The sequence below is a fragment of the Caulobacter sp. GW821-FHT10C03 genome (assembly GCF_059415485.1).
On sequence record NZ_JBWKNI010000020.1, the window covers coordinates 12,318 to 35,462 of the forward strand.

17 protein-coding genes are annotated in these 23,145 nt (G+C 70.7%); 12 read left to right on the forward strand and 5 right to left on the reverse strand.

The genetic code is table 11. The annotated features are described in order from the left end of the window. Nucleotide 1: 1 nt before the first annotated feature. A complete protein-coding gene (locus tag AC07NG_RS20925) occupies nucleotides 2-3,196 on the forward strand; it encodes an efflux RND transporter permease subunit (RefSeq protein ID WP_494596108.1) in 3,195 nt (1,064 codons plus the stop codon). A gap of 1 nt (nucleotide 3,197) precedes the next feature. Then, complete coding sequence (locus tag AC07NG_RS20930; RefSeq protein ID WP_494596110.1) at nucleotides 3,198-4,601, forward strand: efflux transporter outer membrane subunit; 1,404 nt, start codon at nucleotides 3,198-3,200, stop codon at nucleotides 4,599-4,601. Between the two features lie 105 nt (nucleotides 4,602-4,706). Here AC07NG_RS20930 and AC07NG_RS20935 read toward each other — a convergent pair whose 3' ends face one another. Next, complete coding sequence (locus tag AC07NG_RS20935; RefSeq protein ID WP_494596112.1) at nucleotides 4,707-5,876, reverse strand: sulfotransferase family protein; 1,170 nt, start codon at nucleotides 5,874-5,876, stop codon at nucleotides 4,707-4,709. A 56-nt stretch (nucleotides 5,877-5,932) separates the two neighbouring features. Between AC07NG_RS20935 and AC07NG_RS20940 the strand changes: the two genes are divergently transcribed. Then, a complete protein-coding gene (locus AC07NG_RS20940) occupies nucleotides 5,933-6,607 on the forward strand; it encodes an aspartyl/asparaginyl beta-hydroxylase domain-containing protein (RefSeq protein WP_494596114.1) in 675 nt (224 codons plus the stop codon). A gap of 62 nt (nucleotides 6,608-6,669) precedes the next feature. On the opposite strand, the gene AC07NG_RS20945 is transcribed toward AC07NG_RS20940, so the two are convergent. After that, nucleotides 6,670-8,955 (reverse strand): glycoside hydrolase family 3 N-terminal domain-containing protein, encoded by a 2,286-nt coding sequence (locus tag AC07NG_RS20945; RefSeq protein WP_492857322.1) that lies wholly within the window; start codon nucleotides 8,953-8,955, stop codon nucleotides 6,670-6,672. Between the two features lie 143 nt (nucleotides 8,956-9,098). Here AC07NG_RS20945 and AC07NG_RS20950 point away from each other — a divergent pair, with 143 nt between their 5' ends. The 3 genes from AC07NG_RS20950 (at nucleotide 9,099) to AC07NG_RS20960 (ending at nucleotide 13,074) form a co-directional block, all read left to right on the forward strand. Then, entirely contained in the window at nucleotides 9,099-9,323 is a 225-nt protein-coding gene (locus AC07NG_RS20950) for a hypothetical protein (RefSeq protein WP_487292345.1), read from the forward strand. 110 nt (nucleotides 9,324-9,433) lie between these two features. After that, a complete protein-coding gene (locus AC07NG_RS20955; protein WP_494596115.1) occupies nucleotides 9,434-11,740 on the forward strand; it encodes a glycoside hydrolase family 3 N-terminal domain-containing protein in 2,307 nt (768 codons plus the stop codon). Continuing rightward, nucleotides 11,737-13,074: a GntP family permease gene (locus tag AC07NG_RS20960; protein ID WP_494596117.1), complete on the forward strand. Its 1,338-nt coding sequence runs from the start codon at nucleotides 11,737-11,739 to the stop codon at nucleotides 13,072-13,074. The genes AC07NG_RS20955 and AC07NG_RS20960 overlap by 4 nt, the downstream gene beginning before the upstream one ends. 125 nt (nucleotides 13,075-13,199) lie before the next feature. Here AC07NG_RS20960 and AC07NG_RS20965 read toward each other — a convergent pair whose 3' ends face one another. From AC07NG_RS20965 to AC07NG_RS20975, 3 genes are read right to left on the reverse strand one after another with little or no spacing between them, the layout of a single operon-like run. After that, nucleotides 13,200-13,640, reverse strand: a complete 441-nt coding sequence (locus AC07NG_RS20965; protein WP_494596118.1) for a hypothetical protein — start codon at nucleotides 13,638-13,640, stop codon at nucleotides 13,200-13,202. Nucleotides 13,641-13,685: 45 nt separating this feature from the next. Next, entirely contained in the window at nucleotides 13,686-14,579 is an 894-nt protein-coding gene (locus tag AC07NG_RS20970; RefSeq protein WP_494596120.1) for an oxygenase MpaB family protein, read from the reverse strand. Continuing rightward, nucleotides 14,579-16,171 carry a fatty acid--CoA ligase gene (locus tag AC07NG_RS20975; protein WP_494596194.1) on the reverse strand — a complete coding sequence of 531 codons (1,593 nt, stop codon included), beginning with the start codon at nucleotides 16,169-16,171 and terminating at the stop codon, nucleotides 14,579-14,581. The genes AC07NG_RS20970 and AC07NG_RS20975 overlap by 1 nt, the downstream gene beginning before the upstream one ends. Before the next feature lie 184 nt (nucleotides 16,172-16,355). On the opposite strand from AC07NG_RS20975, the gene AC07NG_RS20980 reads away from it, so the two are divergent. From AC07NG_RS20980 to AC07NG_RS21005, 6 genes are all read left to right on the forward strand, one after another. Continuing rightward, the gene (locus tag AC07NG_RS20980) at nucleotides 16,356-18,875 is read left to right on the forward strand and encodes a CHASE3 domain-containing protein (protein WP_494596121.1); all 2,520 of its coding nucleotides are present in this window, start codon (nucleotides 16,356-16,358) and stop codon (nucleotides 18,873-18,875) included. Next, on the forward strand, nucleotides 18,872-19,252 hold the full coding sequence (locus AC07NG_RS20985; RefSeq protein WP_494596123.1) for a response regulator: 381 nt from the start codon (nucleotides 18,872-18,874) through the stop codon (nucleotides 19,250-19,252). The genes AC07NG_RS20980 and AC07NG_RS20985 overlap by 4 nt, the downstream gene beginning before the upstream one ends. Then, nucleotides 19,249-19,509, forward strand: a complete 261-nt coding sequence (locus AC07NG_RS20990) for an Hpt domain-containing protein (protein WP_492857330.1) — start codon at nucleotides 19,249-19,251, stop codon at nucleotides 19,507-19,509. The genes AC07NG_RS20985 and AC07NG_RS20990 overlap by 4 nt, the downstream gene beginning before the upstream one ends. A 103-nt stretch (nucleotides 19,510-19,612) precedes the next feature. Next, complete coding sequence (locus tag AC07NG_RS20995) at nucleotides 19,613-21,682, forward strand: ATP-binding protein (protein WP_494596125.1); 2,070 nt, start codon at nucleotides 19,613-19,615, stop codon at nucleotides 21,680-21,682. Nucleotides 21,683-21,813: 131 nt separating this feature from the next. Then, on the forward strand, nucleotides 21,814-22,215 hold the full coding sequence (gene arr, locus AC07NG_RS21000; RefSeq protein ID WP_494596127.1) for an NAD(+)--rifampin ADP-ribosyltransferase: 402 nt from the start codon (nucleotides 21,814-21,816) through the stop codon (nucleotides 22,213-22,215). Between the two features lie 251 nt (nucleotides 22,216-22,466). Continuing rightward, complete coding sequence (locus AC07NG_RS21005) at nucleotides 22,467-23,141, forward strand: DUF2306 domain-containing protein (protein ID WP_494596129.1); 675 nt, start codon at nucleotides 22,467-22,469, stop codon at nucleotides 23,139-23,141. Nucleotides 23,142-23,145 lie beyond the last annotated feature (4 nt).

Genomic DNA, 23,145 nt, shown 5'->3' on the forward strand with positions numbered 1-23,145 from the left:
CATGTTGTCCCGTTTCTTCATCGACAGGCCCATCTTCGCGTGGGTCGTCGCGATCGTGATCATGCTGGCGGGGGCGCTCGCCATCCGCACGCTGCCGATCGCCCAGTATCCCGAGATCGCCCTGCCGCAGGTCTCGGTCTCCGCCAACTATCCCGGCGCCTCGGCCAAGACGGTCGAAGACAGCGTCACCCAGGTCATCGAACAGAAGATGAAGGGCCTGGACGGGCTGGACTACATGTCGTCGACCAGCGACAGCTCCGGCTCGGCCACCACGACCCTGACCTTCAAGGCCGGCACCGACATCGACATCGCCCAGGTGCAGGTGCAGAACAAGCTGTCGAGCGCCGAGGCCCTGCTTCCCCAAGAGGTGCAGCAGCAAGGCCTGACGGTCGCCAAGTCGGCCCGTAACTTCATGATGGTCGTCGGCCTCTATTCCGAGGACGCCAGCACCACCAACACCGACCTGGCCGACTACATCGCGTCCAACATCCAGGACCCGCTGAGCCGCGTCGACGGCGTGGGCGACGTGCAGCTGTTCGGCGCCCAGTACGCCATGCGCATCTGGCTCGACCCGAACAAGCTGGCCTCCTACAGCCTGACCCCGGCCGACGTTTCGAGCGCCATCACGGCGCAAAACGCCCAGGTCTCGGCCGGTCAGCTGGGCGGCACGCCCAACGTCCAGGGCACCGCGCTGAACGCCACGATCACGGCCCAGTCGCGCCTGCAGACGCCGGAAGAGTTCGAGAACATCATCGTCAAGAACAGCACCGGCGGCGCCATCGTGCACCTGCGCGACGTCGCCCGCGTCGAGCTGGGCGCCGAAAGCTACGTCTCGAACGCCAAGTTCAACGGCAAGCCGGCCGCCGGTCTGGCCATCAAGCTGGCCCCCGGCGCCAACGCCCTCGACACCGCCAAGGCGGTGAAGGAGCGCATGGCCCAGCTCGAGAAGAGCTTCCCGACCAGCTACCGCTACGTCGTGCCCTACGACTCCACGCCGTTCGTGGAGCTGTCGATCCACGAAGTGATCAAGACGCTGATCGAAGCGATCATCCTCGTCTTCATCGTCATGTTCCTGTTCCTGCAGAACTGGCGCGCGACCCTGATCCCGACCATCGCCGTTCCGGTCGTCCTCCTGGGCACCTTCGGCATCCTCGCGGCCTTCGGCTACTCCATCAACACCCTGACCATGTTCGGCCTGGTGCTGGCCATCGGCCTGCTCGTCGACGACGCCATCGTCGTGGTCGAGAACGTCGAGCGGGTGATGAGCGAGGAAGGGCTTTCGCCCCTCGAGGCGACCCGCAAGTCGATGACCGAGATCACCGGCGCCCTGATCGGCATCGCGCTGGTGCTGTCGGCGGTGTTCGTGCCCATGGCCTTCTTCAGCGGCTCGCAGGGCGTCATCTACCGTCAGTTCTCGATCACGATCGTCTCGGCCATGGGCCTGTCGGTCATCGTCGCCCTGATCCTGACCCCGGCCCTCTGCGCCACCATGCTGAAGCCGTCGAGCCGCGGCCACGGCGAGCCGCTCCAGACCGACCACAAGGGTCCGCTGGGTGCGATCGTCAATGTCTTCAACACCTTCTTCAACTGGTTCAACCGCAGCTTCAACGACGTCTCGGGCCGCTATCAGAACAGCGTCCGCGGCATCCTGGGCAAGAGCATCCGCTGGATGGCCATCTACGGCGCGATCATCCTGGTCATGGGCCTGCTCTTCGTCCGCCTGCCCAGCGCCTTCCTGCCGGAAGAAGACCAGGGGATCATGATCACCCTCGTCCAGCTGCCGCCGGGCGCCACCGAGGAACGCACCCAGGGCGTGCTGGACCAGGTCCGCAGCCACTTCCTGGAAGGCGAGAAGGACGCCGTCCAGTCGGTGTTCACCGTCTCGGGCTTCAGCTTCAGCGGCGCGGGCCAGAACGCCGGTCTCGCCTTCGTCCGCCTGAAGGACTTCGACAAGCGCAAGGCCGCCAACCTCAAGGCCGCGGCCGTCGCCGGTCGCGCCATGGGGGCCTTCGGCCAGATCCGCGACGCGATGGTGTTCGCCGTCGTGCCGCCGGCGGTGCCGGAACTGGGCACCTCGTCGGGCTTCGACTTCCAGCTGCAGGACATCGGCGGCGTGGGCCATGACGCCCTCACCGCGGCCCGCAACCAGGTTCTGGGCATGGCCGCCCAGGATCCCAACCTGGTCGGCGTGCGTCCCAACGGCCAGGAAGACACCCCGCAGCTGAAGATCGACATCGACCAGGCCAAGGCCGGGGCGATGGGCCTGACCACCTCGGACATCAACGCGGCCCTCAGCGCCGCGTGGGGCGGGTCGTACATCAACGACTTCGTCGACCGCGGCCGGGTCAAGAAGGTCTACCTGCAGGCCGACGCCCAGTACCGGATGAAGCCGGAAGACCTCAACAACTGGTACGTCCGCAACGGCACCGGCCAGATGGTGCCCTTCTCGGCCTTCGCCACGACCCACTGGATCTACGGCTCGCCGCGTCTGGAGCGCTACAACGGCCTGTCGTCGATGAACATCCAGGGCTCGCCGGCCCCGGGCAAGAGCTCGGGCGACGCGATGAACGCCATGGAGAAGATCGCCGCCCAGTTGCCGGCCGGCATCAGCTTCGAATGGACCGGCCTGTCGGCCCAGGAACGCGAGGCGGGCAACCAGGCTCCGGCCCTGTACGCCATCTCGATCCTGGTGGTGTTCCTGCTGCTGGCCGCCCTCTACGAGAGCTGGGCGATCCCGCTGTCGGTGATCATGGTCATCCCGCTCGGCATCGTCGGCGCCCTGCTGGCGACCACCCTGCGCGGCCTGTCCAACGACATCTACTTCCAGGTGGGCCTGCTGACGACCATGGGCCTGGCGGCCAAGAACGCCATCCTGATCGTCGAGTTCGCCAAGGAGATCTACGAGCGCACCGGAAACCTGGTGGAAGCCACTCTGGAAGCCGTCCGCATCCGTCTGCGTCCGATCATCATGACCTCGCTGGCCTTCGTCTTCGGCGTTCTGCCGCTGGCGATCTCCAACGGGGCCGGATCGGGCAGCCAGCACGCGATCGGCACCGGCGTCATCGGCGGCATGCTGTCGGCGACCATCCTGGCGATCTTCTTCGTCCCGCTGTTCTTCGTGATCGTCGAACGGATCTTCAAGCCCAAGCCCCGTCACCACGACGAGGCCCCCGTTGCTCCGACCGAGAGCCACTGAGATGCTGCTTCGTAACCTGACCCTCACCCTGCTGGCGGCGAGCGCGCTTTCCGCCTGCACCCTGGCTCCCCCGCACGAGCGTCCGGCCCTGCCGGTCGCCACCACCTGGCCGACGGCTTCGGCCAACGGTTCGAGCGTGAGCGCCGGCGACCTGGCCTGGAAACAGGTCTTCGAGGATCCCCGCCTGGCGGGGACGATCGAGCTGGCGCTCGCCAACAACCGCGACCTTCGGGTCGCGGTGCTCAACATCGAAAAGGCCCGGGCGACCTACCGCGTCCAGCGCGCCGACCTGCTGCCGGGCGTCAACGCCTCGCTCAGCGAGACCCGCAGCCACACCCCGGCGGCGACCTCGCAGACCGGGGACGCGCTGGAGGTCAAAGCCTTCAGCGCCGGCATCGGCGTCACCTCCTACGAGGTCGACCTGTTCGGCCGGGTCCGCAGCCTGTCGAACGTGGCCCTGCAGAGCTATCTGTCGACGGCCGAGACCGCCCGCGCGACCCAGATCAGCCTGATCGCCGAGACGGCCAACGCCTGGCTGACCCTGGCAGCCGACCAGGACCTGCTGGCCCTGGCCAAGGACACGCTGAAGAGCCGCGAGGACAGCCTCGCCCTCACCCAGCGCCAGTTCGACGCCGGCGCCGTCTCGCAGATCGACCTGCGCACCTCGCAGACCCTGGCCGAGACCGCCCGTTCGGACGTGGCGACCTACACGGCCCAGGTCGAGCAGGACAAGAACGCCCTGCGCCTGCTGGCAGGGACCGACGTGCCGGCCGACCTGCTGCCGGCCGGCGGCCTGATCACCGCGCAGATCCTCCCCGATCTGCCGGCGGGCGTGCCGTCCGACGTGCTGACCCGCCGTCCGGACGTGCTGTCGGCCGAGCACAGCCTGATGGGGGCGGAAGCCAACATCGGCGCGGCCCGCGCGGCCTTCTTCCCGCAGATCAGCCTGACGGGTTCGTACGGCAGCGCCAGCACCGACCTGGGCGACCTGTTCAAGAGCGGCGGCAAGGCCTGGAGCTTCGCGCCCAGCATCACCCTGCCGATCTTCGCCGGCGGGGCCAACAAGGCCAATCTGGACGGCGCCAAGGCCAGCCAGAAGATCGCGGTGGCGACCTACGAGAAGACCGTGCAGACGGCCTTCCGCGAGGTGGCCGACGCCCTGGCGACCCAGGCGACCATCGGCGACCGCCTGGCCGCCCAGGAACGCCTGGCCGCCGCCGCCGCCGACACCGCGCGCCTGACCAAGCTGCGCTACGACCGCGGCGTCGACAGCTCCCTGACCCTGCTGGACGCCCAGCGCACGCAGTATTCGGCCCAGCAGGGCCTGATCAACGCGCGCCTGGCCCGCGCCAGCAACCTGGTCACGCTCTACAAGGTCCTCGGCGGCGGCGCCCCGAAGGCTTGAGTTATCGGGGAGGGCTTCGGCCCTCCCCCACCAGACCCCCGCGCGACGGTGCGGGGTTGATCGCGGCGGCCACCCCCGGACACGTCGCGACCAGGAAGGGGCGCGTCACCCCCCCAATCCCAGGCGCGCCCCTTCCACCCCTTCCCCTTCATTTCCGATCGAAGCCGTGCCCAGCCGCGCGTGCAGGTCGTCGAGCCAGCGGACGCAAGCCGTCCGGATCGCGACATCCACCTCCGCGCGCTTGCCCGCCCCGTCAGGACGGAAGACCCGGCCGGCGGCCTTGGCGTCGATCGCCGCGGCCGCGCCGATCGCCTCGGCCTCTTCCTTGGTCGGCGTCCAGCCAAAGTGCGGCAGGATCCGCTCGCTCACCGCCGCCGGCAGCGCCTCGTAGCCGATCAGCAGCCCCGCCCCATCGCGGGCCTTGGCCGCCAGCATCGCCTCGCCGATCGCCGCCAGCACCCGCGCGCGGTAGTCGGCGTCGGGAACGGCCGGCTCTTCCAGGCCGAACACCGACGGCGCCACCACCTGCGGGACCATCTGCATGCCCACGTCGCGGGCGTGCGAGACCAGCACCTCCTCCGGCGCGCGGTGCAGGTGGATCCACGGCGTTCGCGGGAAAGCCTCGCGGAACAGATCGAAGGCCATGGCGTGCCAGCAGTCGAGCTTGAGGAACAGCCGCTCATCGCCCGCCCCGCGCGCACGGCCCAGGGCCCCCACCACGCCACGCAGCAGCACGACCCGCCGCGCCCACGGCAGCCCGGAACGGACCACCGCGTCGATCGGCGCGGCCTCCGACAGCACGGTCGAGCCCTGCGCCGCGCCCAGCATCCGCCCCACCAGGGTCGAGCCGCAGCGCGACATGTGGAAGACGAGGCCGTCCGGCGCCGGTCCCGCCAGTCCCTCCAGCGCCGCCAGCGGCGTGCGCAGGCGCAGAAAGCGGTTCAGCGGCGAGGAGCGCACCGGCGGCAGGCTCTCGCCGAAGAACGACTCCGTCAACCGCCGCGCCCCGAAGAAGGCCCAGTCGACCGCGTCCTCGCCCGGGGCGACGGCGATCGGCAGCCAACCGGCCGGCGGGGCGACGGGGCGGTGCACGAACAGCCGCTGTTCCAGGCGCTCGCTGGCGACGGCGTCCGGCGAAGCCAGGCCCCAGTCAGCGGCGAGCCTCTCCAAAGCCGCGCTGAAATCCGCATCGCGAAACAGCCCCGCCAGGTCCGCGCAGGCGCCCGGCTCGCTGAGCAGGCGCTCGATTAGGGCCTCGCCCTCTGGAAGTTGCACGCCTGGACCCGGCCCTTGTCGGTTGAGAAGCGGCACAATAGGCTCGGGCGATGAGATTGCCAGACCGCCTTCGCCTGCCGCTGACCTTCGATCCTGGCCGGCTGCGCGCGGACCTCGAGACCCTGGCCGCCTCCACCGACTGGATCGCCCACTTCGTGAAGCAGAACTACGAGGGCGACTGGAGCGTCATTCCCCTGCGCAGCAAGGCCGGCGCGACCCATCCGGTGATGATGATCTATTCCGACCCCGAGGCCACGGAATTCGAGGACACCCCGTTCCTGGCCCCCTGCCCCTATTTCCGCGAGGTGATCGCCGCCTTCCCGATGCCGGTCACCAGCGCCCGGCTGATGAAGCTGGCGGCCGGCTCGGTAATCAAGACCCACGCGGACCTCGAGCTCGACGCGGAATCGACCCACGTGCGCTTCCACGTGCCGGTCGTCACCAACCCCGAGGTCGACTTCCGCCTCAACGGCGTCCGCGTGATCATGGAGGCCGGCAGCGCCTGGTACCTCAAGCTCTCCGACCCCCACAGCGTCGCCAACCGCGGGACGGAAGACCGCGTGCACCTGGTCATCGACGGCCGGGTCAACGACTGGGTGCGGGGTTTGTTCGCGCAACCGCTCCCCTCTCCCCTTGCGGGAGAGGGTGGCCCGCGCAGCGGGTCGGGTGAGGGGTCGAAAGCCCGGTCCGCCGCCACGGCCGATCGACCGGGCGCGGTCGTCGAGGTCTGAGAGACCCCTCATCCGTCGACCTTCGGTCGCCACCTTCTCCCGCAAGGGGAGAAGGATCCTGGCTACGCCCCCAGCAACGTGAACTGCGCGTTCAGCCCGTCCACCGAGCTGTTGGCCACCCACAGGTCGAACAGCCCCGGCTCGGCGATCCAGCCATTCTCGCCGTAGAAGGCCAGGCTCCCGCGCTGCAGGACGAAGGTCACCTCGCGGGTCTCGCCGGGCCTCAGGTCCACCCGCGTGAAGCGCTTGAGCTCGCGCACCGGCCGCGTGCGGCTGGCCACCCGGTCGCGGACATAGAGCTGCACCACGTGGGTTCCGGCCAGCTTGCCGGTGTTCTTCACCTTGGCGGTGATCCGCAGCGGCTCGTTCCAGGCCAGGCTGGTCGTCGACAGCTTCAGGTCCGACAGGGCGAAGGTCGTGTAGGAAAGCCCGTGGCCGAACGGATAGAGCGCCTCGTTCTTCACCGTCCGCCAGCGGGCCTTGTACTCCTGGATCTCGCTGTCGGCGGGCGCGGGGCGACCCGTGGTGCGGTGATTGTAGGCGTAGGGCTGCTGGCCGCTCTCGTACGGAAAGCTGACCGGCAGGCGGCCCGAGGGGTTCACCGTCCCGAACACCACGTCGGCCACGGCGTGGCCGGTCTCGGTGCCCAGGAACCAGGTGGCCAGGATCGCCGGGGCGTTCTTGACCGCCCCGTCCAGCACCAGGGCCCGGCCGTGGCGCAGCAGCACGACGGTGGGCTTGCCGACGGCGGCCACGGCCTCGGCCAGCAGCATCTGGGGTCGCGGAACGCCGATGTCGGTGCGCGACTGGGCCTCGCCCGACATGTTCTGGCCCTCGCCGATCGCCAGCACGACGATGTCGGCGCTCTGGGCCGCGGCCACCGCCGCCTCGATCCCGCCGCGGATCGAGGCCTCGACCTCGCAGCCCTTGGCGGTGCGCAAGAGGTTCGGATCTTCCAGCGCCTGGCGGAAGCCGGAGGCCAGATCCACGCCCAGGCTCTTGTCGCCGAAGAAGGCCCACGGCCCCAGGATGTTGTCGCGGTCCTCGGCGAAGGGGCCGATCAGGGCGATGCGCTTGCCCGATCGCGGCAGCGGCAACAGGTTCCCGTCGTTCTTCAGCAGCACGATCGAGCGGCCGCCGGCCTCGCGGCTCAGGGCGCGCATCTGCGGCGTCGCCGTGCGGGCGGCCTGGGCCTTGGGGTCGATCGAGCGGAACGGCTGGTCGAACAGGCCGATGGCCTCCTTCAGCATCAGCACCCGGCGCACGGCCTGGTCGACCACGGCGATCGGCACCGCGCCGCTGGCCACCAGCTCGGGCAGATAGCGGCTGTAGAGCCCGCTCTGCATGCTGATGTCGACCCCGGCCAGGATCGCCAGGCGCGCGGCGTCGCGGTCGTCGGCGGCGTAGCCGTGGGCCACCAGCTCCTGGTCGGCGGTGTAGTCGGAGATCACCACGCCGCGGAACTTCCACTCGCCGCGCAGCAGGTCGGTCAGCAGGGCCTTGTTGGCCGTGGCCGGCACGCCGTTGATGTCGTTGAAGGCAGACATGGCCGTCAGGCACCCGGCCTCGAAGGCGGCCTGGAACGGCGGCAGGTGCACCTCCCGCAGCGTCGCCTCGGAGATCTCGACGGTGTTGTAGTCCATGCCCGCGGCCACCGCGCCGTAGGCGGCGAAGTGCTTGGCGCAGGCCAGCATCGAGTCCGGCGACTTCAGGTCCGGTCCCTGGAAGCCGCGCACCCGGGCCTGGGCCAGGGCTTCCCCAAGGAATACGTCCTCGCCCGAGCCTTCGGCCACCCGGCCCCAGCGCTCGTCGCGGGCCACATCGACCATCGGCGCGAAGGTCCAGTGCAGGCCGTGGGCCGTGGCCTCCTGCGCGGCGGCCCGGGCGGTGCGCTCGGCCAGCGGCGGGTCGAAGGACGCCGCCTCGGCCAGCGGGATCGGATAGACGGTCTTGAAGCCGTGGATGACGTCGGCCGCCAGCAGCAGCGGGATCCCCAGCCGCGAATGCTCCACCGCCGCCGTCTGGGCCAGCAGGGCGCCCTCGACGCCGACGCCGTTCATCAGCGTGCCGATCTTGCCCGCCCGGGTCTCGGCCAGCAGCTGCTGGGTGTTGCGCAGGTTCACCGCCGGGTTCATGTCGCCCACCGGCGGGCGGATCATGTCGGCGTAGCAGGACAGCTGCCCGGCCTTCTCCTCGATGGTCATCTGGGCGATCAGCGCCTCGACGCGATCCGAGCCCCGGCCTTGCGCGGCCGCCTTGCCGGCCAGGGCCAGCCCCGCGATCCCGGCGCCGCCCGCCATCAGTCCGCGACGGCTGATCCCTTCAAGCCGCGCCTCACGCCGATCCATAGAATCCCTTCCGACTGACCTTTCGGCGGGCAACCTCGCCGAGGACGGCCCGCCGCGCAACGCCTCGCAACCTGCCAGGCGAGCCCATTCCGAACTTGAACCGTCCGCTTGCGTTATCAGTCTGGCTGAAGGGAGACACGACCATGACCGCCCAATGGCGCATCGAGATCCGACTGGGCGAAGGCCACGCCCCCCTGCGCAGCGTGCTGGTCGAGGCCGACACCGAGGTCGAGGCCCTGCGTCAGGTGCTCGAAGAGGCCGAACGCGACCACGTGGCCGCCGAGGAACTGCTGCTCGACGGCCAGGAAGAGGTGTTCTCCCGCACCGAGGTCAGCGAGGGTCACGTCGAGCATCAGGGCGAGGCCTGAGGCGACGCCGAAGGGTTGAGGCGCCCAGTCGCCACAACTTCGTTGACAGCGTTGTCAAAGCATAGTGCTCTCCCAACCCAACGACCGCGTTCGACGATCGAGGGAGGCCCATGCACGACGCCCAGGCAAACAGCGCCCAAGGACCCAGCCGCCGCGCCCTGCTGGCCGCCGCCGCGCTGGGCCTCGCCCCCGCCCTCGCCGCCCTCGCCGCCGACCAGGAGGCCCGCGTCCGGTCGCTGCTGAAGCAGATGACCCTGGACGAGAAGATCGGCCAGACCCACCAGCCGGCCGGCGGGCGGCAGAAGGCGCTGAACTCCAAGATCGACGCCACGGCGCTGGAGCTGGTCCGCAAGGGCGGGGTCGGCTCGTACCTGCACGTGGCCGGGGCGGCGTTCCTGCGCGAGCTGCAACGCACGGCGGTCGAGGAGTCGCGGCTGAAGATTCCGCTGCTGTTCGCCATCGACGTGGTGCACGGCTTTCGCACCCTCTACCCCGTGCCGCTGGCCATGGCGGCGACCTTCGATCCGGAGATCGTGCGGGCGACGGCGCGGATGGCGGCGGTGGAGACGGCGGTCAGCGGCCTGCACTGGACCTTCGCCCCGATGGTCGACATCGCCCGCGACCCGCGCTGGGGCCGCATCGTCGAGGGGGCCGGCGAGGACCCCTATCTCGGCTCGGTGATGGCGACGGCCCAGGTGCGCGGCTTCCAGGGCGAAGGTCTGTCGAGCAAGGACTCCATCCTGGCCTGCGCCAAGCACTTCGGAGCCTATGGCGCGGCGGCCGGCGGGCGCGACTACGACGCCGCCGAGCTTTCGGACCGCACGCTGAACGAGGTCTATCTGCCGCCCTTCCATGCCGCCGCGAAAGCCGGCGCGGGCACGATGATGACCGCCTTCAACGACCTCAACGGCGCGCCGACCACCGCCAACGCCGCCTTGGTGCGCGGCGTGCTCAAGACCCAGTGGACCTGGCCGGGCCTGGTGGTCAGCGACTGGAACGCCATTCTCGAACTGATCAACCACGGGATCGCCGAGACCCCGGTCCAGGCCGCCGCCCTGGCCCTGAAGGCCGGGGTCGACATGGACATGGCCAGCGGCGTCTACGCCGCCCACCTGAAGACCGCCATCGCCGCCGATCCGTCGCTCGCGCCCCTGCTCGACCAGGCCGTGACGCGGATCCTGACCGCCAAGATGCGGCTCGGTTTGTTCGACGATCCCTACCGCTTCGGCGATCCTGAACGGGAGAAGACGGTGTTCCTCAGCCCGCCGCATCGCGCCATCGCCCGCGAGGCGGCGCGCAAGGCCGTGGTGCTGCTGAAGAACGACAGCGGCCTGCTGCCCATCGCGCCCACCAAGAAGAAGATCGCCGTCATCGGCGCCCTGGCGACCGACAACCTCTCGCAACTGGGCTCATGGAAGGCGCGCGGCCAGGCCGCCGACGTCGCCCCGCTGCTGCCCGCCCTGCAAGCCGCGGCCCCGGCGGGAACCGAGATCGTCCATGTCGCCGGCGCCTCGCCGCGCAGTCTTGATGAAAGCGGCATCCCCGCCGCCGTCGAGGCCGTCAGAGCCGCCGACCTCGTGCTGCTGATGGTCGGCGAGGACTTCGACCACAGCGGCGAGTCCCGCAGCCGCTCGGACCTGTCGCTGCCCGGCGCGCAAAGCGCCCTCGCCCGCGCCGTGCTGGCGACCGGCAAGCCCGTCGTCGTGCTGCTGCCGTCGGGCCGTCCCCTGGTCGCGCCCGAGGTGCTGGAGAAGGCGCCGGCGGTGCTGGCCACCTGGTTCCTCGGCGTCGAGGCCGGCCCGGCCCTGGCCGACATCCTGTTCGGCAAAGCAGCCCCCGGCGGCCGCCTGCCGGTCGGCTTCCCGCGCGCCACGGGCCAGTCGCCAACCTTCTACGCCCACACGCCCAGCGGCCGCCCGGCCGACCCGGATCTGGCCAAGGACACCGTCCGCTACCACGACGTCGATATCGGGCCGCTGTTCCCGTTCGGCCACGGCCTGAGCTACGCGCCCTTCGCCTATTCCGACCTGGCGCTCGACCGCGAGACCGTCGCCCCCGGCGGCGCGGTGAAGATCGCCCTCACCGTGGCCAACACCGGCCAGGTCGCCGCCGACGAGGTGGTGCAGCTCTATGTCCGCGACCCGGTCGCCAGCGTCGCCCGGCCGGTCAAGGAGCTGCGCGGCTTCATCCGTGTGACCCTGGGGCCCGGCGAGAAGAAGCGCATCGCCTTCACCCTGTCGCCCGCCCAGCTGGCGATCTGGAGCCCGGCGGGCTGGGTGATCGAGGCCGGCAAGGTCGAGGTCATGATCGGCTCGTCATCGGCCGACATCCTCCTGCGCGGGGCCTTCACCATCACCGCGCCCGGCAAGGGCCGCGATCCGGCGACGGCGATCCTGACGCCCGTGAGCGTAGCGTGAGCGGGCCGCTCTGGACCCTGCTGGTCGTCGCCGCCGGCGTGGCCCTGGTGGTCTTCGCCACGCTGAAACTGCGCCTGCCGGCCTTCTTCGCCCTGCTGCTGACCGCCATCGCCGCCGGCATCGCCTTCGGGGCCGAGCCGGTCAGCGTGCTGGCTTCGGTGAAGAAGGGCGCGGGCGAGGCCCTGGGGTTCGTGGCGGTGATCCTGGGCCTGGGCTCGATCTTCGGCGCCCTGCTGGAAGCCGGCGGCGGGGTCGGCGTCATGGCCCGCGCCCTGCTCGACCGCTTCGGCGTGCGGCGCGCGCCCTGGGCCCTGGCGACGATCGGGATCCTGGTGGGCATTCCCCTCTTCTTCGACGTCGCCCTGATCATCCTGGCCCCGCTGATGCTGGGCGTGGCCCAGCGCTCGGGCAAGGCCGTGGCCTTCGTCGCCCTGCCGGTTCTGGCCGGTCTGGCGGTGATGCACGGCCTTTTGCCGCCGCATCCGGGACCGGTCGCGGCGGCCGAGCTGCTGCACGCCGACTATGGCCGCATCGCTCTCTGGGGCCTGGCCTGCGGGATCCCGGCCGTGCTGGTCGCAGGCCCGCTCTACGCCCTGGCCGCTTTCCGCAAGGGATCCTACGTCGCGCCGGAGTCCTCCCCCGTCGCTGACGACGGCGCCGCCGACGTCCTGATCGGCCTGTGGCCGGCCCTGGTCGGCATGCTGGCGCCGCTCGTCCTGATCGTCGCCGGCGCCGTGGCCCACGCCGCCCTGCCGCAGGGACCGGTCCGAACGGGGCTGGAGTTCTTCGGCCATCCGTTCGTCGCCCTGGCCGTGGCCTGCGGCTACGCCTGGGTGCTGCTGCGCCGGCGCGGCGTCGACCGGCATCGGCTGCTGGGGATCGCCGGACGCGCCCTTGAGCCGGCCGGGGCCATCGCCCTGGTCATCGGGGCGGGCGCGGCCTTCAAGCAGGTGCTGATCGACAGTGGCGCCGGCGCCCACCTGACCGCCGCCGTCGAGGGCGCGCGGCTGTCGCCGCTGGTGTTCGGCTTTCTCATCGCCGCGATCATGCGCATCGCCCAGGGCTCGGCCACCGTGGCCATGGTCGCCGCCGCCGGCCTCGCCGCCCCGCTGGCGACGGCGGCCGGGCTCGACGCCAACCAGATCGCCCTGGTGGTGATCGGCATCGGCGCGGGGGCGACCGTGGTCAGCCACGTCAACGACGCCGGCTTCTGGCTGGTCGGCCAGTATCTGGGCCTGTCGGAGACCGAGACGTTCCGCAGCTGGACGGTGGCCTCGACGATGGCGGGGCTCGTGGCGTTCGCGGCGGCGCTGGTGGCGTCGGCGCTGGTGTGACGCTCCCTCCACCGTAAAACCCCCGCGAAAGCGGGGGCCCAGGCTTTTTCTGCAACCCTGGGCGCTCGACGATAAAACACCTGCGTCCCCGCTTTCGCGGGGATTTTACGGGTGAAGGGCGTGCTTCAATGCAGCACGCCACGTCGCGCCTGCCACCAGGCATAGGCCAGGAACAGCGCCAGCAGCACGGCGATCACCGCGCTGGTGACGGCCATCTGCTGGCCCATCACCTTGCCGCCGTCGCTCAGCACGTAGGTGTAGACGAGGCTCAGCAGGAAGGCCGCCAGCGACACCGCGAACACCGGCGCCGAAAGCCTGTTGCGCAGCAGGATCAGCACCGAGGCGGCGAAGGCCCCGAACACGCCGATCGCCCAGACCGCCGTCATCCAGCCCGGCATCCGCTGGTAGTGATCGATCTGGGCCTGGGTCATGCCGGCGCTGGCCATGTAGGCCGGCCCCTGCGCCATGCTCATCACGAAGTCGAAGACGCCGACGGAATTGAACAGCACGGCGACCGCGCCCACCAGCCACAGGTGCCAAGGCGTCTTGCTCTTGATCTGGCTCATCATGCCCTCCCCAGGTCATGGTTTTCTTCTGGGGAGGAGACTGCCTCAGGCGGCCCGGCGGCGATAGAGATAGTCGTCCGGCAGGCCCATGCGGCGCGAGGACTCCACGGCCGGCGAACCCTTGATCGGCACCTTGTCGGCGCTGGCCCCGGCCAGACGCACGAGACGCCGCTCGACACCGTTCAACTGCCAGGCCTCGCCCAGACCCAGCCGCGCCCGCACCTCGACCGGGGTGATCGCCACGGCCGCCCGCACCAGCGGCTTCTGGATCAGCCGCAGCGGCCCCGGCAGCAGCGGAGTCGAGGTCATGATGTGGAGGAACTCGAAGACGATGTCCGAGGGCTCCAGGCTGGGCAGCATCAGGGCCATCTGCCGCTTCCATTCGGCCTCGTTGGTCGGGGCCCCGGTCGCGCCGTAGAGCCGCGCGCCGGGGGCGGCCTCGGCGAAGGCGGCGTCGCGCTCGGCCGCCGTTAGGGCGTGGGCGTAGGCGTGATAGGCCTCGATGAAGCCGAAGCTGGCGGTGGCCTGCACCCAGTCGAGCAGCACCGGGTCGTTGGCCTGGTAGGCGACGCCGCCGGGCGTTTCCCCCGTCACATGGCCGTGCATGCGCACCACGCCGGCGATCATCTTCTCGGCCGTTTCGCGCGGACCATAGACCGTGACCATGGCCGCCAGACCCGTGCGCTTGAGGCGCTTCAGCGGCTCGGCCTTGAAGCTGGAATGGTCCCAGACGCCCGAGCGCACGCGCGGCTCCGCCAGTTCCAGCAGCACCGCGGTGATGCCGCCGACGAACAGCGACACCGGGTTCTTGAACAGCCGCCACGACACCGAGTCCGGCGCGATCAGGGCGGCAGCCCCCGGCGGAGCGGAGAAGTCGATCGCCGGTCCCCCGTCCGGCGTCAGCAGTCGCGCGGCGGCCCGCGAGAGGGGATCGGCCATCAGTTCACCCGTCTTTCGCGCCCGACCCAGTAGGGCTCGCGCAGTTGGCGGCGCAGGATCTTGCCCGAGGCGTTGCGCGGCAAGGCCTCGACGAAGTCCACGCTCTTGGGGGCCTTGAAATGCGCGATCCGCGTGCGGGCGAAGACGATGATGTCCTCGGCGTCGGGCGTGATCCCGGGCTTGGGCGCGACCACCGCCTTGACCGCCTCGCCCCACTTGTCGTCGGGCACGCCGATCACCGCCACCTCGGCCACGTGCGGATGGCCGTAGACGGCGCTTTCCACCTCGGCCGGATAGATGTTCTCGCCGCCGGAGACGATCATGTCCTTCACCCGGTCGTGGATGAAGAGATAGCCGTCGTCGTCCAGATAGCCGGCGTCGCCGGTGCGCAGCCAGCCGTCGGCGTCGATGGTCGCGGCGGTGGCCGCGTCCAGCTTCCAGTAGCCGGCCATGTTCGAGGCGCTGCGCACGGCTATCTCTCCGACGGTGTTCGCGGGCAGAACGCGCCCGGCCTCGTCGAGGATGCGAAGTTCGACGCCCGGCATCGGCAGGCCGGCCGAGCGCATGCGGGTGTTGCCGGCCGGGTCGTGGTCTTCCGGCGGCAGATAGACCACCGTGCCGGTGGTCTCGGTCATGCCGTACTGCTGGACGAAGCCGCAGCCGAACACCTCGATGCTCTCGCGCAGCAGATCCAGCGGGATCGGCGCGGCGCCATAGAGGATGTAGCTCAGCCGCGAATAGTCGATCTGGCGGGCCCGGGGCAGGCGCACGACGATCTGCAAGGCGGCCGGCACAAGGAACATCTTCGACACCCGGTCGTGCTCGATGAAATCGAGCACCTTGAAGGGATCGAACTCGCGGGCCACCACGCCCTTGGCCCCGTTGAACAGGCCCACCAGCCCCCAGCCGGTGCCGCCGATATGGGCCACCGGCATGGCCACCAGGCTGACGTCGTCGGGACCCCAGACGTTCCAGGGCATCGCCGTCTGTTCGGCGGCGGCCTTGCGCATGGCCAACAGGTTGTCGTGGGTCAGCATCGCGCCCTTGGGCTTGCCCGTCGTGCCCGAGGTGTAGAGCTGCAGCACCACGTCGGAGGGGCGCAGCGGCACGGCGGGATCGGCGTCATCCTGGGCGTCGCGCCAGGCGGGGAAGGCCGGCAGGTCGCCGCCGCCTTCCATCGCCACCACGGGCGGCTGGGGTCCGGCCAGCAGCTTGGCCACCTCGCCCACGTGCTCGACCAGTTCGGGACCGACGAAGACCATCTTCGCCTCGGTGTCGGCGACGATGTAGGCGATCTCGGCCGGGGCCAGGCGCCAGCCGACGGGGGCCATCACCACCCCGGCCTTGGCGGCGCCGAGCAGCAGTTCGAAATAGCTGTCGCTGTTCTTGCCGACATAGGCGATGCGGTCGCCGGGCTTCAGCCCCTCGGCGATCAGGGCGCGGGCCACCTGGTTGGTGCGGCGGTCGAGCTGCGCGAAGCTGGTCTCGCGCCCCTCGAAGGCGAAGGCCACGGCGTCGGGCCGCACCTGGGCGTGATAGCGGGGCACGTCGCCCAGCGTCGGCATGCGGGCGAAATCGACGGCGTCCTGGATCATCGCTGCTCTCCCGGTGAAGCCGTCTGACGCGGCCGTTCGAAGAACATGGTTTTCGGCGTGACCCCGGGTAAGTCAACGTCGGGTGGAGGGGCCGAGTCGAAGACCGTTGGAATGGCGCGTTGAGTCGTCCCCGCGACCGGCCGTAAGCTGTGACTCGAAAGCCGCGAGGAAAAGCACACCCATGACCAGCTTCCTCCTGCGCCGCGAGCAGCGCGGCCTGCTGATCTCGGTCATCCTGGGCCTGGTGGTCGCGCCGCTGTTGCTGCTGCTGACCACCTGGGAGATCCAGCGCGAATTCACCCGCGGCCGCATGCTGCGCGACGCGGTCGATCACTCCTACGAACAGCGCATGCAGCTGCAGACGGTGTTCTCGCTGATGCAGGACGCCGAGACCGGCCAGCGCGGCTTCGTCATCACCGGCCAGGATCGGTTCCTGGAGCCCTACGACGCCGCCCAGCGCCGCCTGCCCAGCCAGCTGGCGTCCTTGCGCGCTCTTCGCCAACGCGACGTCGGCGACCTGATCGCCAACGACGATCCGGTCTTCGATCGCCTCGAAGCCCTGATCGAGCAGAAGCAAAAGACGATGGCCGAGGGCATCCGCCTGCGCCGCGAACAGGGCCACGACGCGGCCCGCACCCTGATCTCCAGCGGCAAGGGCAAGGTGATCATGGACGAGATCCGCCTCGTCACCCGCGAGCTCCAGGCCTCCGACAAGGCCGCCCTCGACCGCCGCATCGCCGCCAACGACGCCCTGACCCTGCGCACCGAGCGCCTGACCCAGACCCTGTTCGCGGTGCTGGTGGTGTTCCTGCTGGCCGCCTTCATCCTGCTGTCGCGCCAGATCCGCGCCCGCCAGCAGCTGTTCACCGTGGCCCAGGCCACGGCCGGGCGGCTGGACGCCATCCTCGACAACGCCCAGGACGCCGTCATCACCCTCAATCCCAGCGGCACCATCGAGACGGTCAACAAGGCCGCCGAGACCATGTTCGGCCTGCCGCGCGAAACCTTGGTCCGCCGGGCGCTGTCGCAGTTCGTGGACCTGCCCGACCGCGGCCAGCTGTTCGTCCAGCACCTGGCCGGCGGCGACGACCTGTCCAAAGGCGTGCTGCGCGAGTTCGTCGCTTACCGCACCGATGGGAGCACCTTTCCCGTCGAAGCCTCGATCGGCCTCGTCCGCCTGCCCGAGGGCGAGCGCATCACCGCCTCGGTGCGCGACATCACCGAGCGCCGCCGGGTGGAGAAGCTGAAGGCCGAGTTCGTCTCGACCGTCAGCCACGAACTGCGCACGCCCCTGACCTCGATCGCCGGGTCGCTGGGCCTGCTGGTCGGCGGGGCGGCCGGCGCCCTGCCCGAGCGCGCCGCGCGCCTGCTGGGCATCGCCCACAGCAACTGCCAGCGGCTGGTGCGGCTGATCAACGACATCCTCGACATCGAGAAGATCGAGTCCGGCCAGATGGAGTTCGACCTCCGCCCGCTCGACCTCGGCGAGCTGGCCCAGCGGGCGGTGGACGGCATGGGCGGGCTCGGCGGCCAGATGGGCGTGGCCTTCAAGCTCGACGTCGCGCCGAACCTGCCGCCGGTGCGCGGCGACGCCGACCGCCTGACCCAGGTGGCCGCCAACCTGCTGTCGAACGCCGCCAAGTTCTCGCCGCCCGACGGCGTGGTCGAGGTCAGGGTCTACGCCCCGCGTCCCGACCTGCTGCGGTTTTCGGTCCGCGACCACGGGGCCGGCGTGCCCGAGGCCTTCCGCGACCGCATCTTCTCGAAGTTCGCCCAGGCCGACGCCTCCGACACCCGCGCCAAGGGCGGCACGGGCCTGGGCCTGGCCATCTCGCGTGAGATCGTCCAGCGCCACGGCGGCCGGCTGTGGTTCGAGTCCGAGCCGGGCCAGGGCGCGACCTTCCAGTTCGAGCTGGCGACCGTCGAGACCCGTCCCAGGACGATCGAGGCCGGCGACGGCGGGGCCCGCGTCCTGCTGTGCGAGGACGATCCCGACATCGCCGAGATCCTGTCCCAGGCCCTGCGCGAGGCCGGGGTGCGCGTGCACACGGTCGGCGACGTGGCCTCGGCCCGGGCGGTGCTGGAGATCGGCGGCTTCGACGCCTTCGTCACCGACGTGCGCCTGCCCGACGGCAGCGGCCTCGACTTGCTGCGCCGCCTGCGCGCCGACGCCAACACCCGCGACATCCCCGCCCTGGTGATCTCGGCCGAGGCCGCCGAGGGCCGGGGCGAGGCGCTGGACGTGGTCGACTGGCTGCAGAAGCCGATCGACCTGGAGCGCCTGCGCACCGCCGTCCATCGGGCCGTCAACGGCCACGCCGACACCCGCCGTATCGACGTGCTGCACGTCGAGGACGACCGCGACGTCCACGCCGTGGTCCGCGACGCCCTGCTGGACCGCTGCACCGTCCGCCACGCCGACAGCGTGCGGACCGGCCGCGCCGCCCTGTCGCTGGCCAGGCCCGACGTCGTGATCCTCGATCTCGGCCTCGGCGACGGCAACGGCGTGGAGTTGCTGGGCGACCTGCACGACGGCGACGACCCGGTTCCGGTCATCGTGTTCTCGGCCCAGCCCATCGAGGACAAGGCCCTGGCGGCCTCGGTCGACGCGGTGCTGACCAAGTCCAAGACCACTCTGGACCAGCTGGCCCGAACTGTGCGCAAGCTCGCCGCGGACGCCGATTCCAAGAGACGCCGATGACCGACCTGAAGCTCCTTTACATCGACGACGAGGCCGACATCCGCGAGGTTGCGACCTTCTCGCTGGAGCTGGATCCGGGCATCGAGGTGCGGGCCGCCGACGGCGGCGCCGAGGCCTTCGCCATGCTCGACCGCGACGCCTGGCGCCCCGACGTGGTGCTGCTGGACGTGATGATGCCCGACATGGACGGCCCGGCCGTGCTGGCGCGCTTACGCGAGCGCGGCGACCTCGACGGCGCGCCGGTGATCTTCATCACCGCCCGCGCCCAGGCCGAGGAACGCGCCCGCCTGCTGGGCTTCGGCGCCGCCGACGTCATCACCAAGCCCTTCGACCCGATGACCCTGGCCCAGGACGTGCGGGCGATCCTGGCGCGATGAACGACCCCCTCGCCCCGCTGCGCGCCAAGTTCCTCGCCCGCGCGGCGCAGGACCTGGCGCTGCTGCGGTCGGACGAGGCCTCGATCAAGGACCGCCACTACGTCGTCCACCGCCTGGCCGGCGCGGCGGGCGTGTTCGGCTATGGCGAGGTCACCGAACTGGCCCGAGAACTGGACGACCTGCTACTGGCCCAGGGCGACGCCCCGCCGGAGGCGTTTTCCGCGCTGATTTCGGCGCTGGAAGGCCTGGAAGCCTAGACCCCCGCCCATTTTCATCGAAATCGGCCGCGCCTTAACGTTATAGGCGGGGTTGCGCCCGATTTTGCCCTCGAGTTCGAACGGGACGAGCGGGTACGGCGTCATGTTTGCAGTAAAGCGTTTCGAGGGCGAGGCGAGCCAGACCCGCCTGCTGCTGTCGCTGATCGCCGCCTACGCCGTCGCCATCGCCTATTGCGACCTGCTGACCCGGGGCCCGTCGGGCATGGCCTCGATGTGGCCGTGCAACGGCCTGCTGGCCGCCGGCCTGATGCTGCTGACGCCGGGCCGCAGCGCGATCCTGCTGGTGCTCAGCGCCGCCAGCCACCTGCTGCTCGACGGCCTGGGCGGCACGCCGCCGGCCATGACCGTGCTGTTCACGACGCTGGACTCGACCGAGGCGGTGCTGATCGCCCTGGTCCTGTCCAAGGCTTTCGGCGGGCCGCCCCGACTGAAGAACCTGGGCCGCGCCGCGCGGGCGGTCGGCCTGGCCCTGCCGGTGACGGTGACCCTGGCCGTGGTCGGCGCCTTCGCGACCGCGCCGATGCTGCACGTGCCCCTGCCCGTGCTGATCAAGAACTGGCTGTTCATCAACATCCTGGGCATGAGCGTCGGCCTGCCCGCCGCCCTGATCCTGTTCGATCCCCGGATGAAGCGCGGTTTCGAGCGCTCGGCCTGGGAGAAGGCCGCCTGCTACGCGGCGGTCGGTGTCGCCGCCCTGGCGGCGTTCGGCCGTCCCGGCCACACCCTGCCGTTCCTGGTGTTCCCGGCCGGGGTGCTGGTGGCCTTCCGGCTGGGCCCCAAGGGCGCGGCCTGGTCGACCCTGATCACCGCCGCCATCGCCACGCCGCTCAGCGTGCTGGGCATCGTCGCCGAGGCCGCGACGAGGGCCCAGGCGTCCGAACGCGCCCACGCCCTGCAGCTGCTGGTCAGCGCCCTCTTCTTCACCTGCCTGGCCGCCGCCCTGGTGCTGGCCAACCAGCAGCGCCTCAAGCAGCTCTTGGTGCGCCGGCAGGCCCTGGCGCGGCAGGCCCAGGCCCGCGCCCAGGCCGCGAGCCTGGCCAAGACCGAGTTCCTGGCCACCATGAGCCACGAGATCCGCACGCCGCTGAACAGCGTGCTGGGCTTCACCCGCCTGCTGGCCGACCGCGACGACCTGGCCCCCGAGGCCCGCCGCCACGTCGCCCTGATCGACGGCTCCGGCGGCGCCCTGCTGACCCTGGTCAACGACGTGCTCGACTTCTCGCGGGTCGAGGCCGGCCGGGTCGAGCTGGAGATCGCGCCGGCCCGGGCCGAGACCGTGCTGCGCGACGCCGCCGCCATCGTCGCCCAGGACGCCCAGGCCAAGGGCCTGGCGCTGGAGATCGAGGTCGTCGGCGACGCCGATCGCCACCACGGCCTGGACGGCGCCCGCCTGCGCCAGGTGCTGCTCAACCTGCTCAACAACGCCGTCAAGTTCACCCCGGCCGGCAAGGTGACCGCCCGCCTGATCGTGACGCCCGGTCCCGAGACCGACCGTCTGCGGATCGAGGTCAGCGACACCGGCATCGGCGTGCCGCCGCAGCTGCGCGACCGGCTGTTCCAGCGCTTCTCGCAGGGCGACAGTTCGGTCACCCGCGCCTTTGGCGGCGCGGGCCTGGGCCTGGCGATCAGCAAGGCGCTGGTCGAGCTGATGGACGGCAGGATCGGCATGGAGGCCAACGCCGACCAGGGCTCGACCTTCTGGATCGAGCTGACGGCCGAGGCGTGCGACGCGCCCCGCCACACGCCGCTGGCGGCGGCCGGCCGGATCGCCGGGACCCGCGTGCTGCTGGTCGACGACCACCCGATGAACCGCGAGATCGGCGGCGCCTTCCTGGCCCTGGCCGGCTGCGAGGTGACCACCGCCGACAACGGCCAAGAGGCGGTCGAGATGGCCCGCGCCGGCGGCTTCGACGTCGTGCTGATGGACATCCACATGCCGGGCATGGACGGCCTGACCGCCACCCGCGCCATCCGCGCCCTGCCCGGCCCGGCCGGAGCCGTGCCGATCATCGCCATGAGCGCCGACGCCCTGCCCCAGCAGGTCGCCCTGTGCCGCGAGGCCGGCATGGTCGACCACGTCGCCAAGCCGATCCAGAAGGAGCTGCTCTACGCGACGATCGAGGCCTGGGCGGGGGAACGCGCAGCGGCCTGATCGGCTCGCCCTCGCGCATTACTGATCTGGGATCGAAAAACCCAAGTTCAAGAATTGTCGGCCGGCGAATTATGCGCAGGTTTTAGCGCCTTCGACGCGGGGCCGCGGCCCCATCGACAAGGGCCCCGACCATGATCTCCACGACCGCGTTCTATCACGGCACGAAGGCCGACCTGCGAACCGGCGACCTTATCGGCGCCGGCTACGCCTCCAACTACGGCGCGGGCCGGACGGCGGCCTATGTCTATTTCAGCGCCACGCTCGACGCGGCGACCTGGGGCGCGGAACTGGCCCGGGGCGAGGGGCGCGGCCGGATCTACATCGTCGAGCCGATGGGGCCGTTCGAGGATGATCCCAACCTCACCGACAAGAAGTTTCCCGGCAATCCGACCCTGTCGTACCGCACCAAGGATCCGCTGCGGGTGGTCGGCGAGGTGACCGACTGGACGGGCCATCCGGCCGAACAGCTCCAGGCCATGCGCGACCACCTGGCCCGGCTCGACGCACAGGGGATCGAGGCGATCGAGGACTGAGGCTTCCTGGCCCCGGCCCTTTCCCCGAGCATCCCCGCGAAGGCGGGGATCCAAGCCGAGTTTGCGGATAGCCCACGGCCGCGCCACATCCTGAGATGTCCGCTTGGATCCCCGCCTTCGCGGGGAACGGCGGAGTTGGGGTGGCATGAGGGGCGTGCCAATGGGGGCGGGCGCCCCCACCTCGCCCCCATCCGCCGCAACTCGCCCCAGGCCGCTGTCGCAGCCTCCGCTCGCCGGCCATCACGGCGGCCATGGACAGCCTCTTCTCCCCCGCCCTCGCCCTGCATGTGACCTGCGGCTTCATCGCCGTGGCCGCCGGCCTCGTTCCGCTGCTGGCCCGAAAGGGTTCGCGCCTGCACCGGCTGTCGGGACGGGTCTATGTGGCGGTGATGGGCACGCTGCTGGCGGCGGCCTGGGTGATGACGGTCCTGCACTTCAACGCCTATTTCGCCGCCCTGTCGGCGACGGCCAGCATCGGCCTGTTCTCCGGCTTCCGGGTGCTGGGCCGCAAGCGCCCCGACCTCGATCCGCGCCAGCGCGCCCAGCCCCTGGACTGGGCGGCGGCCCTGGCCGTGGTCGCCATCGGCGCTTGGGTGGTGGTCCTGCTGCTGACCGGCGCCTCGAAGAGCCCGCGCCTGCCGACCCTAGGCCTGGCCTACGCCGCCTTCGCCTTCGGCGGCTGGGACCTCTGGCGGTTCGCGCGGCCCGCCGGCTGGCCGTTCAGCCCCGACCTCTGGACCTACGAGCATCTAGCGAAGATGCTGTCCGCCTACGGGGCGGTGATCAGCGCCTTCTCGGGCAACTTCCTGACCTTCCTGCCGACGCCATGGAGCCAGCTCTGGCCGACCCTGCTGTTCCAACCGCTGGCCATGGGCTGGATCGCGGTGCTGATCATCCGGCGGCGGCGAACCCCGTTGCCCGCTTGATGGG

What these genes read in the sequence shown, in the direction of transcription:
- AC07NG_RS20990 (WP_492857330.1), top strand. Translation starts at nt 19,249, where the DNA reads ATGAACGACCCCCTCGCCCCGCTGCGCGCCAAGTTCCTCGCCCGCGCG.
- AC07NG_RS21005 (WP_494596129.1), top strand. Translation starts at nt 22,467, where the DNA reads ATGGACAGCCTCTTCTCCCCCGCCCTCGCCCTGCATGTGACCTGCGGC.
- AC07NG_RS20950 (WP_487292345.1), top strand. Translation starts at nt 9,099, where the DNA reads ATGACCGCCCAATGGCGCATCGAGATCCGACTGGGCGAAGGCCACGCC.
- AC07NG_RS20995 (WP_494596125.1), top strand. Translation starts at nt 19,613, where the DNA reads ATGTTTGCAGTAAAGCGTTTCGAGGGCGAGGCGAGCCAGACCCGCCTG.
- AC07NG_RS20955 (WP_494596115.1), top strand. Translation starts at nt 9,434, where the DNA reads ATGCACGACGCCCAGGCAAACAGCGCCCAAGGACCCAGCCGCCGCGCC.
- AC07NG_RS20980 (WP_494596121.1), top strand. Translation starts at nt 16,356, where the DNA reads ATGACCAGCTTCCTCCTGCGCCGCGAGCAGCGCGGCCTGCTGATCTCG.
- AC07NG_RS20965 (WP_494596118.1), bottom strand. Translation starts at nt 13,640, where the DNA reads ATGAGCCAGATCAAGAGCAAGACGCCTTGGCACCTGTGGCTGGTGGGC.
- arr (WP_494596127.1), top strand. Translation starts at nt 21,814, where the DNA reads ATGATCTCCACGACCGCGTTCTATCACGGCACGAAGGCCGACCTGCGA.
- AC07NG_RS20970 (WP_494596120.1), bottom strand. Translation starts at nt 14,579, where the DNA reads ATGGCCGATCCCCTCTCGCGGGCCGCCGCGCGACTGCTGACGCCGGAC.
- AC07NG_RS20985 (WP_494596123.1), top strand. Translation starts at nt 18,872, where the DNA reads ATGACCGACCTGAAGCTCCTTTACATCGACGACGAGGCCGACATCCGC.
- AC07NG_RS20945 (WP_492857322.1), bottom strand. Translation starts at nt 8,955, where the DNA reads ATGGATCGGCGTGAGGCGCGGCTTGAAGGGATCAGCCGTCGCGGACTG.
- AC07NG_RS20930 (WP_494596110.1), top strand. Translation starts at nt 3,198, where the DNA reads ATGCTGCTTCGTAACCTGACCCTCACCCTGCTGGCGGCGAGCGCGCTT.
- AC07NG_RS20925 (WP_494596108.1), top strand. Translation starts at nt 2, where the DNA reads ATGTTGTCCCGTTTCTTCATCGACAGGCCCATCTTCGCGTGGGTCGTC.